13 protein-coding genes are annotated in these 13,893 nt (G+C 62.3%); 3 read left to right on the top strand and 10 right to left on the bottom strand.

The features are described 5' to 3' along the window. A complete protein-coding gene (gene cyoB / locus ATY76_RS12240; RefSeq protein ID WP_088675027.1) occupies window positions 1-2,004 on the bottom strand; it encodes a cytochrome o ubiquinol oxidase subunit I in 2,004 nt (667 codons plus the stop codon). 42 nt (window positions 2,005-2,046) lie between these two features. Then, window positions 2,047-3,207 carry a ubiquinol oxidase subunit II gene (cyoA, locus tag ATY76_RS12245; RefSeq protein ID WP_088675028.1) on the bottom strand — a complete coding sequence of 387 codons (1,161 nt, stop codon included), beginning with the start codon at window positions 3,205-3,207 and terminating at the stop codon, window positions 2,047-2,049. 376 nt (window positions 3,208-3,583) lie between these two features. On the opposite strand from cyoA, the gene ATY76_RS12250 reads away from it, so the two are divergent. From ATY76_RS12250 to ATY76_RS12260, 3 genes are all read left to right on the top strand, one after another. Continuing rightward, window positions 3,584-4,915 (top strand): MFS transporter, encoded by a 1,332-nt coding sequence (locus tag ATY76_RS12250; RefSeq protein ID WP_088675029.1) that lies wholly within the window; start codon window positions 3,584-3,586, stop codon window positions 4,913-4,915. A 127-nt stretch (window positions 4,916-5,042) separates the two neighbouring features. Then, window positions 5,043-5,501: a hypothetical protein gene (locus ATY76_RS12255; protein WP_088675044.1), complete on the top strand. Its 459-nt coding sequence runs from the start codon at window positions 5,043-5,045 to the stop codon at window positions 5,499-5,501. After that, window positions 5,498-5,788 (top strand): type II toxin-antitoxin system RelE/ParE family toxin, encoded by a 291-nt coding sequence (locus ATY76_RS12260; RefSeq protein ID WP_088675030.1) that lies wholly within the window; start codon window positions 5,498-5,500, stop codon window positions 5,786-5,788. Before ATY76_RS12255 ends, ATY76_RS12260 begins: the two co-directional genes overlap by 4 nt. 7 nt (window positions 5,789-5,795) lie before the next feature. On the opposite strand, the gene ATY76_RS12265 is transcribed toward ATY76_RS12260, so the two are convergent. The 8 genes from ATY76_RS12265 to ATY76_RS12300 all read right to left on the bottom strand — a co-directional run. Then, a complete protein-coding gene (locus tag ATY76_RS12265) occupies window positions 5,796-6,263 on the bottom strand; it encodes a cyclic nucleotide-binding domain-containing protein (RefSeq protein ID WP_004679746.1) in 468 nt (155 codons plus the stop codon). Window positions 6,264-6,359: 96 nt separating this feature from the next. Next, window positions 6,360-9,074, bottom strand: coding sequence for an ABC transporter ATP-binding protein (locus ATY76_RS12270; protein WP_088675031.1), 2,715 nt, complete (start codon window positions 9,072-9,074; stop codon window positions 6,360-6,362). 337 nt (window positions 9,075-9,411) lie between these two features. Then, window positions 9,412-9,864: an EVE domain-containing protein gene (locus ATY76_RS12275; protein ID WP_088675032.1), complete on the bottom strand. Its 453-nt coding sequence runs from the start codon at window positions 9,862-9,864 to the stop codon at window positions 9,412-9,414. A 3-nt stretch (window positions 9,865-9,867) separates the two neighbouring features. Beyond that, complete coding sequence (locus ATY76_RS12280; protein WP_088675033.1) at window positions 9,868-10,242, bottom strand: VOC family protein; 375 nt, start codon at window positions 10,240-10,242, stop codon at window positions 9,868-9,870. A 66-nt stretch (window positions 10,243-10,308) separates the two neighbouring features. Next, window positions 10,309-11,004, bottom strand: coding sequence for a YafY family protein (locus tag ATY76_RS12285; RefSeq protein ID WP_088675034.1), 696 nt, complete (start codon window positions 11,002-11,004; stop codon window positions 10,309-10,311). A gap of 119 nt (window positions 11,005-11,123) precedes the next feature. Beyond that, on the bottom strand, window positions 11,124-12,263 hold the full coding sequence (locus ATY76_RS12290; RefSeq protein ID WP_088675045.1) for a glycosyltransferase: 1,140 nt from the start codon (window positions 12,261-12,263) through the stop codon (window positions 11,124-11,126). Beyond that, a complete protein-coding gene (locus tag ATY76_RS12295; protein ID WP_088675035.1) occupies window positions 12,260-13,507 on the bottom strand; it encodes a glycosyltransferase family 4 protein in 1,248 nt (415 codons plus the stop codon). The genes ATY76_RS12290 and ATY76_RS12295 overlap by 4 nt, the downstream gene beginning before the upstream one ends. A 9-nt stretch (window positions 13,508-13,516) precedes the next feature. Beyond that, window positions 13,517-13,893 (bottom strand): glycosyltransferase (locus ATY76_RS12300; protein ID WP_280950932.1); only part of this gene is annotated, 377 nt, incomplete at its 5' end.

A 13,893-nucleotide genomic window follows, 5' to 3' on the forward strand; every position in this document is an offset into this window, starting at 1 on the left:
TTACACCTGCTCGGCAAGCAGCATCGTGCGCTTGCCTTCCGTTTCGATGACGTCTTCGGCGGGAATGTAGAAGTCGCGCTTGTAATTGAAGGTGTGGCCGATCGCGACGACGATCAGTGCGACGAAGGAGACGACGACCAGCCACCACATGTACCAGATCAGGCCGAAGGCGAGTGCGACACTGATGGCCGACAGGATCGCGCCGGTGCCGGTATTCTTCGGCATGTGGATCGGCTTGAAGCCGCCGAGCGGACGCTCGTAGCCACGCCGCTTCATGTCGTACCAGCTATCATGATCGTGCACGACAGGCGTGAAGGCGAAGTTGTAATCCGGCGGCGGCGAGGAGGTCGACCATTCCAGCGTGCGGCCATCCCACGGGTCGCCACTGTCGTCGCGCAGTTCCTCGCGCTTCATGAAGCTGACGACGATCTGGATCAGGAAGGCGGCGATGCCGAGCGCGATCAAGCCGACGCCGAAGGCGGCGATGATGAACCAGATCTGCAGCGACGGATCCTCGAACTGGCTCATGCGGCGGGTGACGCCCATCAGGCCGAGCACATAGAGCGGCATGAAGGCGAACCAGAAGCCGATCTGCCAGAACCAGAAGCTCATCTTGCCCCAGAAGGGATCGAGCTTGAAGCCGAAGGCTTTGGGGAACCAGTAGTTCACGCCGGCGAACATGCCGAAGAGCACGCCGCCGATGATGACGTTGTGGAAGTGGGCGATGAGGAACAGCGAATTGTGCAGCACGAAATCGGCAGGAGGAACCGCCAACATGACGCCGGTCATGCCGCCGATGACGAAGGTCACCATGAAGCCGACCGTCCACAGCATCGGCACCTCGTAGCGGATGCGGCCGCGATACATGGTGAAGAGCCAGTTGAATATCTTCGCCCCCGTCGGGATGGAGATAATCATCGTCGTGATGCCGAAGAACGAGTTGACGGAAGCGCCCGAGCCCATCGTGAAGAAGTGGTGCAGCCAGACGATATAGGACAGGATCATGATCACGCAGGTGGCGTAGACCATGGAGGCGTAGCCGAAGAGGCGTTTGCCGGAGAAGGTGGCGACGACTTCCGAGAAGATCCCGAAGGCCGGCAGCACGAGGATGTAGACCTCCGGATGGCCCCAGATCCAGATGAGGTTGATGTACATCATCGGATTGCCGCCAAGGTCGTTGGTGAAGAAGTTCGTCCCGGCATAGCGGTCGAGCGACAACAAAACGAGCGTTGCCGTCAGGATCGGGAAGGAGGCGACGATCAGCACGTTGGTGCAGAGCGCCGTCCAGGTGAAGACCGGCATCTTCATGAAAGTCATGCCCGGTGCGCGCATCTTGACGATGGTGGCGATCAGGTTGATGCCCGAAAGCGTCGTTCCGACGCCGGCCACCTGCAGGCCCCAGATATAATAATCGACGCCGACCCCAGGACTGTAGGCGGCGCCCGACAGCGGCGGGTAGGCGAGCCAGCCGGTCTGGGCGAATTCGCCGATGAACAGCGACAGCATGATGATGATCGCGCCGGCCGTCGTCATCCAGAAGGAGAAGTTGTTCAGGAACGGGAAGGAGACATCGCGCGCGCCGATCTGCAGCGGCACCACGAAGTTCATCAAGCCGGTGACGAAGGGCATCGCCACGAAGAAGATCATGATGACGCCGTGGGCGGTGAAGATCTGGTCGTAGTGGTGCGGCGGCAGGTAGCCCTCCGAACCGTTGAAGGCGATCGCCTGCTGGACGCGCATCAGGATCGCGTCGGAGAAGCCGCGCAACAGCATGATGACCGCCAGGATCACATACATGATGCCGATCTTCTTGTGATCGACGCTGCAGATCCAGTCGCGCCAGAGCGGACCCCAGAACTTGAAATAGGTGATGACGCCGAGCAGCGCGAGGCCGCCGATGACGACACCGATGAAGGTCACGACCAGGATCGGCTCGTGATAGGGGATGGCATCGAGGGTCAACCGGCCGAAGATGAACTTCAGGAGGTCAGGATTGGAAAACATGGAACAACCCGTTCATTATGTCTTGCGACGCAAAGCGCCAGGTTAATTGTTGTGGTTGAGCTGCGCCGGCGCCGGATCGGCGCCATTGCTCATGCCGGGCATGGAATGACCCTCATGCTGCATGCCGGGCATGTCGTGCTGCTTGCTGCTGCCATCGGAATTGCGAGGCGGCTCGGCCCGCGCCGGAGCACCGGTCGCCGGCACGGTGGCCGCGGGCGCCACGACGCCTTCGCCGGCATGGCGGTTGTCATATTGCAGCTTTTCGCGGTTCTCCGCGCTTTCCTTGCCGGCGCCGCCCATCATGTCGATATGCATCATCTCGTTCATGCACATCTTGCCCGGCGTGGCGCACATATTAAGGATGGCGTTGTAGAGGTCGGCATCGGCGCCGGCGTAGTAGCGCACCGGTTCCTTCTCGCTCGGCTTCTCGAGCTTCAGATAGGCGTCGCGGTTGAGCATCGTGCCCTGCTGCTTGACCTGCGCCACCCAGGCGTCGAAGCCTTCGCGGTTGAGGCCATGGAACTTGAAGCGCATATGGGAGAAGCCTGCGCCGCTGTAATTGGCCGAGAAGCCCTCATATTCGCCTTCTTTGTTGATGACGGCATGCAGCTTCGTCTCCATGCCGGGCATGGCATAGATCTGGCCGGCAAGGGCAGGGATGTAGAAGGAGTTCATCACTGACGAGGCGGTGATCTTGAAATTGATCGGCACATCGACCGGGGCAGCGAGTTCGTTGACGGTCGCAATGCCGAGCTCGGGATAGAAGAACAGCCACTTCCAGTCGAGCGCCACGACCTCGACGATCAGCGGTTTGGCGTCTGCCGGAATGGCGCGCTCGGCGTCGAGCCGGTCGAGCGGCCGGTAAGGGTCCAGCTTATGCGTGGAAATCCAGGTGACCGCGCCGAGCGCAATGATGATGGCGAGCGGCGCGGACCAGATCACGATTTCGAGACGTGTGGAATGATGCCATTCCGGCGCGTAGGTCGCCGCCGTATTCGAGCGCCGATAGCGCCAGGCGAAAAACAGCGTGAGGAAAATCACCGGGACGATGATCAGCAGCATCAGCACCGTCGAGATGACGATGAGATCACGCTGCTGCGCGGCGATGTCGCCGGAAGGCGCCATGACCACCATGTTGCATCCTGCCAGGAAAAGCAGCGGCAAGACGGATAGAAGGCGGGAAAACTTCGCGAGTTTTGGCACGTCTCTAAGCTCTTGTTGTTTCGTTTGTTCCGCGACTAAAGCACTGAACCCGATAGCGACATGAGGCGGAAGGTCGCAGTGCAGCATGCATGCCGCACTGCGGCAGAAATCATATTAAGCTACCGCTTTGAAATCCTGATGAAAACAGAAAGGATTTTCATGGGCGCAGGGTCGTTTCGATCAATATATCCGCAAGCACAGGACAGGCCAGCTTTCCCCGGGAAAAATAGCTGACCGGCGCGCTATTTTTCCCCTCAGCCTGATTTTCAGCCGTGATGATGAACTATTTACATCTGACGGGCTTGATAAGCCTGCGGGTTTGATCAAGATCAGGCTGAGGCGCCTTGCCGGAAGCGCCTTAACGAGGAGGCGTTTCATGGCAACAGCATCACAATACGGACCATCGTCGTCGTCGCTGGAACGCGACGCGCGGCGCATTCACGACGACAAGCCGGTTTCCCCGGGCAGCATCGCCATCGGCGTGGTGATCGGGCGCATGTCGGAATTCTTCGATTTCTTCGTCTATGGCCTCGCCTCCGTCCTGGTTTTTCCACAGCTGGTTTTCCCCTTCGCGCCGGACAGGCTGACGGCCACGCTCTATTCCTTCGCCGTCTTCTCGCTCGCCTTCCTGGCTCGCCCCGTCGGCTCCGTCGTCTTCATGACCATCGACCGGATGTACGGACGCGGCACGAAGCTGACGATCGCGCTCTTCCTGCTCGGCGGTTCCACCGCCTCCATCGCCTTCCTGCCGGGCTACAACGAGATCGGCGTCTGGTCGATCGCGCTGCTGGCGCTCTTCCGTCTCGGCCAGGGTTTCGCGCTCGGCGGCGCCTGGGACGGTCTTGCCTCACTGCTCGCCCTCAACGCGCCGGCCAATCATCGCGGCTGGTATGCGATGATCCCGCAGCTCGGCGCGCCGATCGGCTTTGCACTTGCAAGCATCCTGTTCGGCTATTTCGTCGCCAATCTTTCCAGTGAGGATTTCCTCTCCTGGGGCTGGCGTTATCCGTTCTTCGTCGCCTTTGCGATCAATGTCGTGGCGCTCTTTGCACGTTTGCGCCTCGTCATGACCAAGGAATTCGGGACGCTGCTGGAGCAGCACGAACTGGAAGCGGCGCCGATCCTGGATGTGCTGCGCATTCACGGCCGCGATATTCTGATCGGCGCCTTCGTGCCGCTCGCGAGCTTCGCCATGTTCCACCTCGTCACCATCTTCCCGCTCGGCTGGATGAGCCTTTACGGCGATCAGCCGATCGGCGCCTTCATGGTGGTGCAGGTGATCGGCGCCATGGTCGGCGTGGTCGCCATCATCACGTCGGGCCTGATCGCCGACCGTATCGGCCGGCGCGCCCAGCTTGCCATCTGCGCCGTCATCATCGCGGTCTTCAGCTTCGTCGGGCCGATCCTGATCGCCTCCGGCAACAGCGGCCACGACGCCTTCGTCATCATCGGCTTCGGCGTGCTCGGCCTGTCCTTCGGCCAGGCGACGGGCTCGATCTCGTCGCGCTTCGGCCGCGGCTATCGCTATACCGGCGCTGCCTTCACTTCCGACCTCGCCTGGCTGATCGGCGCCGGCTTCGCGCCGCTGGTGGCGCTCAGCCTCTCCAGCCGCTTCGGCCTGACATTCGTCGGCTACTACCTGCTCTCAGGCGCCATCTGCACGCTAGCCGCGCTCGCCTTCAGTAAGGCGCTGGAACAGCGCGAATAGGCCGGCTTGAATGCGAAGCTTGCATGGGAAACCATGCAAGCTTCAGCTTGTTGGCTGCATCTCAACTATTGGATGCATTGCAATCTATAATTAATTGCATATGATCGCCATCAGCGAGGATATGCCCATGACCCCGGAAACCATCGATCATTCGACCCTCTCCCGCCTTGTCGAAGCAGGAGCGGTCGATGCCGCGCATGTCGTCGGCAAAACCGGCGGCTGGTCCGTCGTCATCCGTTACGGCAAGGCCGAGCGCCCGCTCGCCGCCCAGCGCAGCCGGCAGGTGCGTCTGTTCAAGCGCATGGATACCTTGGTTTCCTATCTCAAGGATGTCGGCATTTCGCACTTCGATGTCGATGCGGCCGATTACGCTCCCGAGACAGCTTCGCGGCCGGATCGGGCCGCCGCGTTGCGTCGGACCCATGAGGCGGCGGAATACGACAAGTGGTTCCGCGAACAGGTCGAGGAAGCGATCCGGGAAGCCGATGATCCGAATGCGGTCTGGATTCCACACGAAGTCGTCAAGGAAGAGATGGCACGCGAACGGGCAGAGCTGCTGGCGCGGCTGAAGGGCGAGACCAAGTGAAGCTCGTCTGGCGTGCGAAAGCTGCATCCGATCGCAAAAGAGCAATTCAGTTTATCGCCGACCAGAATGTCGGCGCCGCATTAAGCCAGCTTGATGAGACCGAGCGTCAGACCGATCTGCTCATCGATCAGCCGGAGATCGGCCGGCCCGGACGAATCGATGGGACGCGCGAACTGGTCATTTCACGCACATCTTTTATCGCGATCTATCGTGTCCGTAAGGAAGTCAAACAAGTGGAAGTCCTGCGCCTTCTTCACGGCGCCCAGCGACGGCCGCCGAAACCCTGAAAGGCGTTTACTGCGCCATCTGCGGCTGCTTTGCCGCCCGGGCTGCGGTCAGTTCCGCTGTGGTGTGGTTCAGCCGGTCGGCGAGCACGCGCATGATCTCGACCGCCATTTCGGGGAAGTCGCTGAGCAGCTTCAGGAAGTGCTCCTTGCTGATGCGCAGCACTTCGAGCGGCGAGGTGGCGCGCACCGTTGCCGTGCGCGAGACGTCGCAAAGGATGGCGATTTCGCCGACGATGGAATTGAGTTCGACGTCGGCGACTTTGATCTCGCCGGCGGGCGAGGAGACGATGATGTCGGCGCTGCCGGAGAGGATGACATAGGCGGCGTCGCCGACATCGCCCTGGTGAAAGAGATCCTGACCGGCCTTGTAGGTCATCCGGTCGGAGGTGAAGGCCAAAAGCTTGAGCTTGGCCGGCGCAATCCTTGAAAAGATCGGCACCCGCCGCAGCATTTCGACTTCGTCTCTCAACAGCATGAGCGTTTCAATCCCCTGACGTCGGGCCGCGAGACCAGACGCCTTCAAACTCCGGCATTCCCCCGGGAACACCTACATCGCCGCCCCAATAGAATATTACGATAACAGTTCCTTGAACATACCGTTTTTCTCCGAAAGTTCCGGATAGTTGCCGGCCTCCGCCAGGCCGCCGCGGTCGAACAGCAGGATCCGGTCGAACATCTCGGCGAGGCGCGCGTTGGTGAGCACCCAGATGATCGCCGGCCGGTGGCCTTCTTCATGCAGGTCCTTTATGATGTTGCGGGTGATCTGATCCTGGACGCGCTGGTCGAGCGCAGAAAGCGGCCGGTTGAAGATGAAATAGTCCGAGCGCTTCAAAAGCGCGCGGGCGAGATTCAGCTTCTGCCGCTGCACCATCGTCAGTCGTTTGCCGGCTGAGCCGACGTCGAATTCCAGCCCGATCGACAGCACGTCGTCATAAAGGTCGAGCGCGTCGAAGAGTTCGCCCATGATGGCTCGGATGCGGTCGGAGGCATCGGCCTGCTGATAGGCGATGCGGCCGAAGAGCACATTGTCCATCAGGCTGGCCGACGGGGTGAAGCGCTCGGCGTCGTAACGCTCGATCAGCTCGGCGAGATCGGCCGGAATATGCTCGTGGAACTGCTTGCGGGCGCTGACGATCTTGTCCATCAGCTCGTTCGTCAGCAAGCCGAAGCGGTGGCGCGGTTCGATATAGGCAAAGCTCAGCCGGATGATGGCGGAGCGTTCCTCCGGCGTGGCGTCCTCGAAGCGGCGGCTCTGCAGCTTCTGCAGCAGCGCCTGATAGGTCGGAATATCGTCCGCCGTCATGAAGGTCAGCTGCTGGAAGAAGGGATGGTCCGGCGGCAGGTCGTGGAAGAGTTCCACTGCGTTCTCGGCGATCTCGAGGCCCATGGCGTAGAGATCGGTGCTCAAACCCGTCTCGCGGAACAGCTGCTGGAAATAGGGGTGCGCAGCCAGCCTGCGGTTGGTCATCAGCGGCCGCTTCATCGTGCCGAAGAGCAGATTCTCGCCAACCGTCGCCTGGGCGTTATAGGCGTCGAAATCGAAAGGCACGACGATGCCGTCGAGCCCCTCGTCGCGCAGCCGGTCTCTCAGCGAGGCGCGCAAGGCCACGACCTGGTCGCTGACTGCCACATGCACGTCGGTATTGACGTTCGAGCGCAGTGCCAGGTCGAGGATGTCCTGCGAGATCAGAACGGCGTCGAGCACCGGCCGGATCGCTTTCAACAAGTCTTCCGGCCCGTTGGCGCCGGCCGCCTTGTAGTCCACCCAGTCGCTGTTGAGGTCGAGCGTCGGATTGCCTGCTTTCACCGCCTCGGCGGAATGCCATTTATATTCCTGCGCTTCCTTCTCGTCATAGACGGGGTCGGTCATCGGCGCGTGCTTGAGACCATAGAGCAGGTTGCTGGCGAGCGAGCCGTGGAAGAAGAAGGTGTCGGCCGAAGCATAGGAGATGCGCCGGCCGGTGATCGATTCCGGCATATCAAGGAAGTCGCGCCCATCGATGGTGATGCGGCCGGAATCCGGCCAGACCATGCGGCCGAGCGCTTCGGCGAAGGCTTCCGCGCCGCTGCCGTTCGGGCCGACGATCGCAACCGTCTCGTTCGGCTTGATCTCGACGGAGACATGATCGACGAGACGTGCGCCGCTGTCGTCGGAGACGGAGAGGTTAGTGACGACAAGCGCGCTGGTCAGCGCTCCGACGGGGGCCGTCGCCAGTTCCTGGATCTGGCTGTCGATCAGCGGCTCGACGTTGAATTGCTCATAAACCTGCTGGTACTTCACCTGCACGTCCTGGCGCATCTGGTCCCAGTCGATCAGTTCCTTGAGCGGCCCGGGCAGGTCCTTGTAGGCTGATATGACGGCGACGAGCTGGCCGATGTCGAGGCGGCCCTGCAGCGCCAGATAGCCGCCGATCGCGTAAAACAGGAAAGGCGTGACCTGGGCGAGGAAGTTGTTGATGAACTTCACCAGGAATTTCCACTGGTAAAGGTCGTAGCGGATCGAGAAGATGCGGCCGAGCCGCCAGGCGATGTCGGCACGTTCGAGGTTGGACGTGTCGTTGCCATGAATCGTGCCGATGCCATCGACGATCTCGCCGACGCGGCCGGAAAGCTCGCGCGCCGTCAGCTGCCGCTGGCGGCCGAGCTCCAGCAGGCGCTTGCGCATGCGCGGAATGACGACCGCCTGCACGCCGACGATGCCGGCGGCGATCATGCCGAGCCAGAAATTCTGCACGATGATGAAGGCAAGCGCCGTGATCGCCTGGCCGCCGAGAAGGGCAGGCGAGACGAAGGCATCGCCGGTGAAGCCGCCCATCGGCTCCACCTCGTCCTTGATCATGGTGGCGATCTCGGCCGATTTCACCCGCTTGAAATGGGCGGGCGGGAAACGCAGCACACGATCGACCAGCTCGAAGCGGATGCGGCGCAGCATGCGTTCGCCGAGCCGGCCCTTATAGGTGTTGATATAGAATTTGAAGAGGCCGTTCAGCACCACGAGCGCCAGGAACACGAGGCTGAGCGCCATCAGCATCTGGAAGCGGTTGAGCTCCAGGCCTTGAAAGAATTCGACATGGCCGATCAGCGGAATGTCGTAGGCGATGTGCATGAACTTCTGCGTGGCGCCCGGCCCTTCGAATCCATCGCCCTGGATCGGCCCGTTGACGATCTGCTTGGGCAGATCGAAGGACAGGAAATAGGGAATCATCGAGGCGGCGACGACGGCCAGGATCCACAGCTGCTGCAGCCGCGTGTTCTTCCAGATGTAGCGGGCGAGGCTTTTTTCCATGGCTAACCGTCAGCTTGCTGGGAAATTCCGGGGGGCCGGGATGGGGAGGAATTCTGAGAACAGTACCATGCAGCCGGACCGCCGATATCGCAATGAATACAAGGCGAAGCGACCGGCTGCAGACGTGCCGATTCTCGCCGGAACATTGCTTATATCACAGGATTTTTGGATTACAGCGCCGAGCGTCTGAAAAGACGTGCAAAAGAGGCGGTAAGGCTTGCAATTGCTGGATAATTTTATCCCCGAGTCGGTCTGCAACCATGCCGCAGTCGACGCTGCGAGCAAAGAAACCCCCGGAAAAAATCCGGGGGCCGGTCATTGGTCCGGGCGGTCAGGTTCAAGCCGCGACGTTGCAAAGCACGGTATTTGGATCGGCATGGCTCATCGCTTCCGCGATCATATCGGCATCCTCCTCGCCGATGCCGAACAAACCGAAGCGGAGCTGATAGCCCCAATTGGGGCCGACTTGCGTGAAGGCGAGCCGGCCGAGCAGCGACTCGATCGGGGTTTCCTCTGCAGGCTGCCAATCGACATCCCGCCGCCAGGGCCTGAAACCACTTTCCATCTCCACCTGGTAGGGCGCGCCGTCGCGGGCCATGCCGATCGCCGTGAAAGCCTGAAGGCGGTCCTTGCCGCCAAAGACGACGGTGGGCGAATAATAGATCACGCGGTCCCCAGGCGTGATCCGCCTGAGGGGTGATGCCTTGCCGTGACAGACCTGCATGAAACCGGCTTGACGGCCGATGCGGACATGCTCTGCGGAGGCGACGGCGATCCAGGCTTTGGCCATGGCTCAAATCTCCTCGGCCATGGTGTAGACGCGCAGGCGATGCCCATCGGGATCGGCGGCGACGAAGCTTCGGCCGAAATCGAGATCGGTCGGCACCATGACGATATTTACGCCCTTGGCCTGCCAGTCGGCGTGGGTTGCATCGACCATGTCGGTCGCGGCGACCTTGAACCCAATTTCGGAGCCGCCGCCTGTCGCTGCCGGCGCGGGCTCGACGCCCGCCTTGCCCCAGAGACCGAGCCCCAGGCCGGAGGGCAAGATGAACATGGCGAAGGTCTCGCTTGCTTCCACGGGCTCCTTGCCGAGCAGCTTAGCGTAGAAGCGGGCGCTCGCCGGCGCGTCGGTCACATAGAGAAGAATGCTGTTGCTGGCGGTCATAAGGGTCTCCTGTTGTTCGTTGGACAACAGAACCTTATGATCCGATACTGCCAAATTCTGGCAGTATCATACGTCTCGATGCGATATTCCCTGGACCTCCCGCCATTGTTTCAGCAGCGTCTGCCGGCGCTTGGGATAGCGCGCGTCGAGCGCTTGCGCATGAACGATTCGATCCGTACGAAACGAGCGGAAATCCTGACGAAGTTCGCACCAGCCGAGGAGGACGCGCACCTGGTCGAAAAAGGCAAGCGCGAACGGCCACACCACGCGCTCCGACGCCACGCCAGCGCCGTCGTTGTAGGATAGGGAAAGCTTGCGTTCGGTGCGGATCGCCTTGCGCAGAAGCGCCGGATCGACCGAATCGACGGGGAGTTTGGCGCCCGGTCCTATCAGAAGGGCGGATGCATCCAGTGCCTCGCGCAGTTCGGGCGGCAGCACGGCGGCGATCCGCGCCAGCGCATTTCGCGCTGCATCGCGCAGATGATCGTCCCCTCTGTCCGCTACCCACCGGGAGCCGAGCACGAGACCTTCTATCTCTTCCGGCGGAAACATCAGCGGCGGCAGGAGAAATCCCGGTTTCAGGACATAACCGACGCCCGGTTCGCCCTCGATCGCCGCGCCCTGGGCCTGAAGGCTGGCGATATCCCGATAGAGGGTGCGGATGCTGACGCCGATCTCGTCGGCCAGCACCCCGCCGCTGACCGGCCGGCGGTGGCGGCGCAATACCTGGAGAAGGTCGAGAAGGCGTTCAGAGCGGGACATGGGGTAAGCTTATACAGGCTTGCTGCTGCCAGATACTGGCAGGATGAAATTTGCCGGTTTTGCCGAAGCCGTGCGTCCGCTTCTTTAACTGCGGGCGCTCATCGAGATCCTCAAAGCTTTCAATTGCCGGCCAGCATGGCGCGGATGATGCCGGCGGTTTTCTCCGCCCCATCGAGATCGAGCGATACCGCGCCGCGCCCTGGTGCTGTGAGCGCCTTTTCGACGGCTTCCTTGACATGGCCTGACGTCAGCCCCGTTTCCGGTAGGATCTCGGCGAGATCAAGCGCCTGCAGGCGTTCTGCGCGCACCGTCTGCTCGGTTTCGCCGCCGGCGACGAAGGGAATGAGAATGGCCCGACATTCGGTGCGCAAGAGATCGCCGACCGTGTTGTAGCCCGCCTGCGAGATCGAGACCTTGGCGCCGCGCAGCAGCGAGGGGAAATCCTTGCGGAAGCGCACCAGCGTCACGTTTTGCGGCGCATTTTGCGACAGCGCGGCGAAATCGGCCTCCGGCAGATTGGGGCCTGATATCAGCAGCCAGCGAAGCTGATCCGGCAGCATCGCCGCCGCCTCTTTCGCGGCGCCGATCAGCTCGGCGCCGACCGCGCCGCCGCCCGCCGAGGCGATGATGTCGAATGTCTCGCTCGGTTCCGGCGCCGCCGGCGGTGCGACGAGGCCGGTATAAAGCAGCTTGTCGGCGATCTCGGCTGTCAGCGGGAAGGTGTCCTCAAGCCTGACAAAGTTCGGGTCCCCGTGGACCAGCACGGCGTCGAAATGGTCCCTGACCAGCGCGACCGTCTCGGCGTCGCGGCCGGCCTTGCGGTTTTCCTGCAGGATGTCGCGTACCGAGCTCAAGAGTTTCGGCCGCGGTTCGGCCTTGTCGATCGCCGCAAGCAGCGGCAGCAGTTCGAAGCGCATCTGCCGCCGGCCGAAGGGAAAGGCTTCGATGATCACAACATCGGGCCTTGCGGCATGAAAGGCGTCGAGCAGCAGGTCGCGGCGCGTGCTAAGGAAATCCTCGCCGGCCGGACGGCCGTCGGCGTCGGCAAGGCCGGAGAAACCGGCATTGCTGGCAACGACCGCCGGCAAGGCCACGGTCCTCACGCCCTCGCCGGGAAAGCCCGGCACCGGCAGGCCGCCGGTCACGACCGTGACGTCGAAACCGTCACTGACGAGCGCGTTGGCAATGCGGCTGGCGCGGGCGATGTGGCCAATGCCGAGCAGATGCTGGACATAGAAGAAGATACGCGGTGCCGTCATGACGCCTTCTGCCATTCGGCCTCGAACAGGCCGCTGAGCTGCCGGATGCTGGAGTGATAGTCGAACTCTTCGCGCACCCGTCTTTCGGCTGCATCGCCGAGACGCTTGCGCAGCGCCGGATCGCGGATCGATGCTTCCAGGGCTTTCGCCAGCAGCGCCGGATCCTCCGGCGCCACCACGAGGCCGTTTTCGCCGTCCCTCAGCAGTTCCGGCACGCCGGATACTTCGGTCGAAACACAGACGAGCCGCTGGCTCGAGGCTTCCACCAGCACGTTCGGCAGGCCGTCGCGGTCGCCGTTGGCGGCGATCCGGCAGGCGAGCGCGAAGAGGTCGGCACGGCGGTAGTGGTCGAGCACGTCTTCCTGCGCCAGGGCGCCCTTCCAGACGATGCGGCCGGAGAGGCCGAGGTCGGCGGCCAGCGCCTTCAGCTTCGCCAGCGCTTCGCCGCCGCCGATATGATCCATGCGCCAGTGCAGATCGGCGGGCAGCAGGGCGAGCGCGCGCAACAGCACGTCGTAACCCTTTTTCTCGACGGCGCGGCCGACGCTCAGGATGAGGGCGGGATCGTCCGGGTCATTGCCGGTGCGCTGCGAACGCTCGCCGGCAAAGTGGCCGAAGCGGGCGAGATCGAGGCCGTGGTAACTCAAATGTACCGCATCCTTGCGCTCTGTCAGCGTGCGCATGTGCTCGTAGCCCGTCCGGGTGCAGGTGACGGTCCAGCGGGCGCTTTTCAGTTTTTCGGTGAGTTCCCAGTCGGGCGACGTCCATATGTCCTTGGCATGCGCCGAACAGCTCCAGGGTGTCCCCGTCAGCATGCTCGCATACTCCGTCACCGAGGCCGGCGTATGGATGAAGTGGGCATGCAGCCACTCGCCTCCATCCGGCCATTCGCGTCCAAGCACCAGCGCCTGGCCGAGACGGCGAAAGCGGTTGCGCGAGAGATCGCGCTTGAGGTCGGCGAGGAAGCGCTTCATCAGGGCCTTGAAGCCCGGCTTCGAGAAGCCGGCGATCAGGCCTTTCAGCACCCGGATCGGCTCCTCGTGCAGATATTCCGGCAGATAGGCGACGCGTGCCCGGATTTCGTCATGCACGGGATGGCGCTTCTTGTCGGTCGGCCGGCGCATCGAAATCAGAGTCAGGTCGAAGCCGGCCTTTTCCAAGCCGAGCAGCTCCTGGGCGATGAAGGTTTCCGAAAGGCGGGGATAGCCTTTCAGCACGACGAGGATCTTGCGGCGTGGCGGCAAGGCTGTGCCCTATTCTGCGCCGACGAGGGCAAGGTGGCTGCCGCGCCCGTCGAGCCACCGGCCGACGGTCTGCGAAATGTGATCCAGCCCTTCGAGATGCATATTGCTGCCGCTCTTCGACGGCGGCAGACGGGAGGGCAGCCGCTTCAGCGCCTCGGCCATCACGGTCGGATCGGCCGATTGTTCCGGCAGCAGCATATCGACGAGGCCGAGTTCGCTGGCGCGCTTGGCGCGCAGCAGCTGTTCCTCGCGCGGCTTCACGCGCGGTACGATCAGCGCCGGCTTGTCGAAGGAAAGGATCTCGCAATAGGTGTTGTAGCCGCCCATGGCGACGACGCCGGTGGCACCGGCGATCAGTTCTTCCATGTGATTGTCGAACTCGATCA

Source organism: Rhizobium sp. R339 (assembly GCF_002211395.1).
Taxonomy (GTDB): domain Bacteria; phylum Pseudomonadota; class Alphaproteobacteria; order Rhizobiales; family Rhizobiaceae; genus Rhizobium.

Excerpts from the sequence above, each read along its gene's own strand:
- cyoB (WP_088675027.1), bottom strand. The coding sequence starts at position 2,004 with ATGTTTTCCAATCCTGACCTCCTGAAGTTCATCTTCGGCCGGTTGACC.
- ATY76_RS12250 (WP_088675029.1), top strand. The coding sequence starts at position 3,584 with ATGGCAACAGCATCACAATACGGACCATCGTCGTCGTCGCTGGAACGC.
- ATY76_RS12255 (WP_088675044.1), top strand. The coding sequence starts at position 5,043 with ATGACCCCGGAAACCATCGATCATTCGACCCTCTCCCGCCTTGTCGAA.
- ATY76_RS12265 (WP_004679746.1), bottom strand. The coding sequence starts at position 6,263 with ATGCTGTTGAGAGACGAAGTCGAAATGCTGCGGCGGGTGCCGATCTTT.
- ATY76_RS12270 (WP_088675031.1), bottom strand. The coding sequence starts at position 9,074 with ATGGAAAAAAGCCTCGCCCGCTACATCTGGAAGAACACGCGGCTGCAG.
- ATY76_RS12275 (WP_088675032.1), bottom strand. The coding sequence starts at position 9,864 with ATGGCCAAAGCCTGGATCGCCGTCGCCTCCGCAGAGCATGTCCGCATC.
- ATY76_RS12280 (WP_088675033.1), bottom strand. The coding sequence starts at position 10,242 with ATGACCGCCAGCAACAGCATTCTTCTCTATGTGACCGACGCGCCGGCG.
- ATY76_RS12285 (WP_088675034.1), bottom strand. The coding sequence starts at position 11,004 with ATGTCCCGCTCTGAACGCCTTCTCGACCTTCTCCAGGTATTGCGCCGC.
- ATY76_RS12290 (WP_088675045.1), bottom strand. The coding sequence starts at position 12,263 with ATGACGGCACCGCGTATCTTCTTCTATGTCCAGCATCTGCTCGGCATT.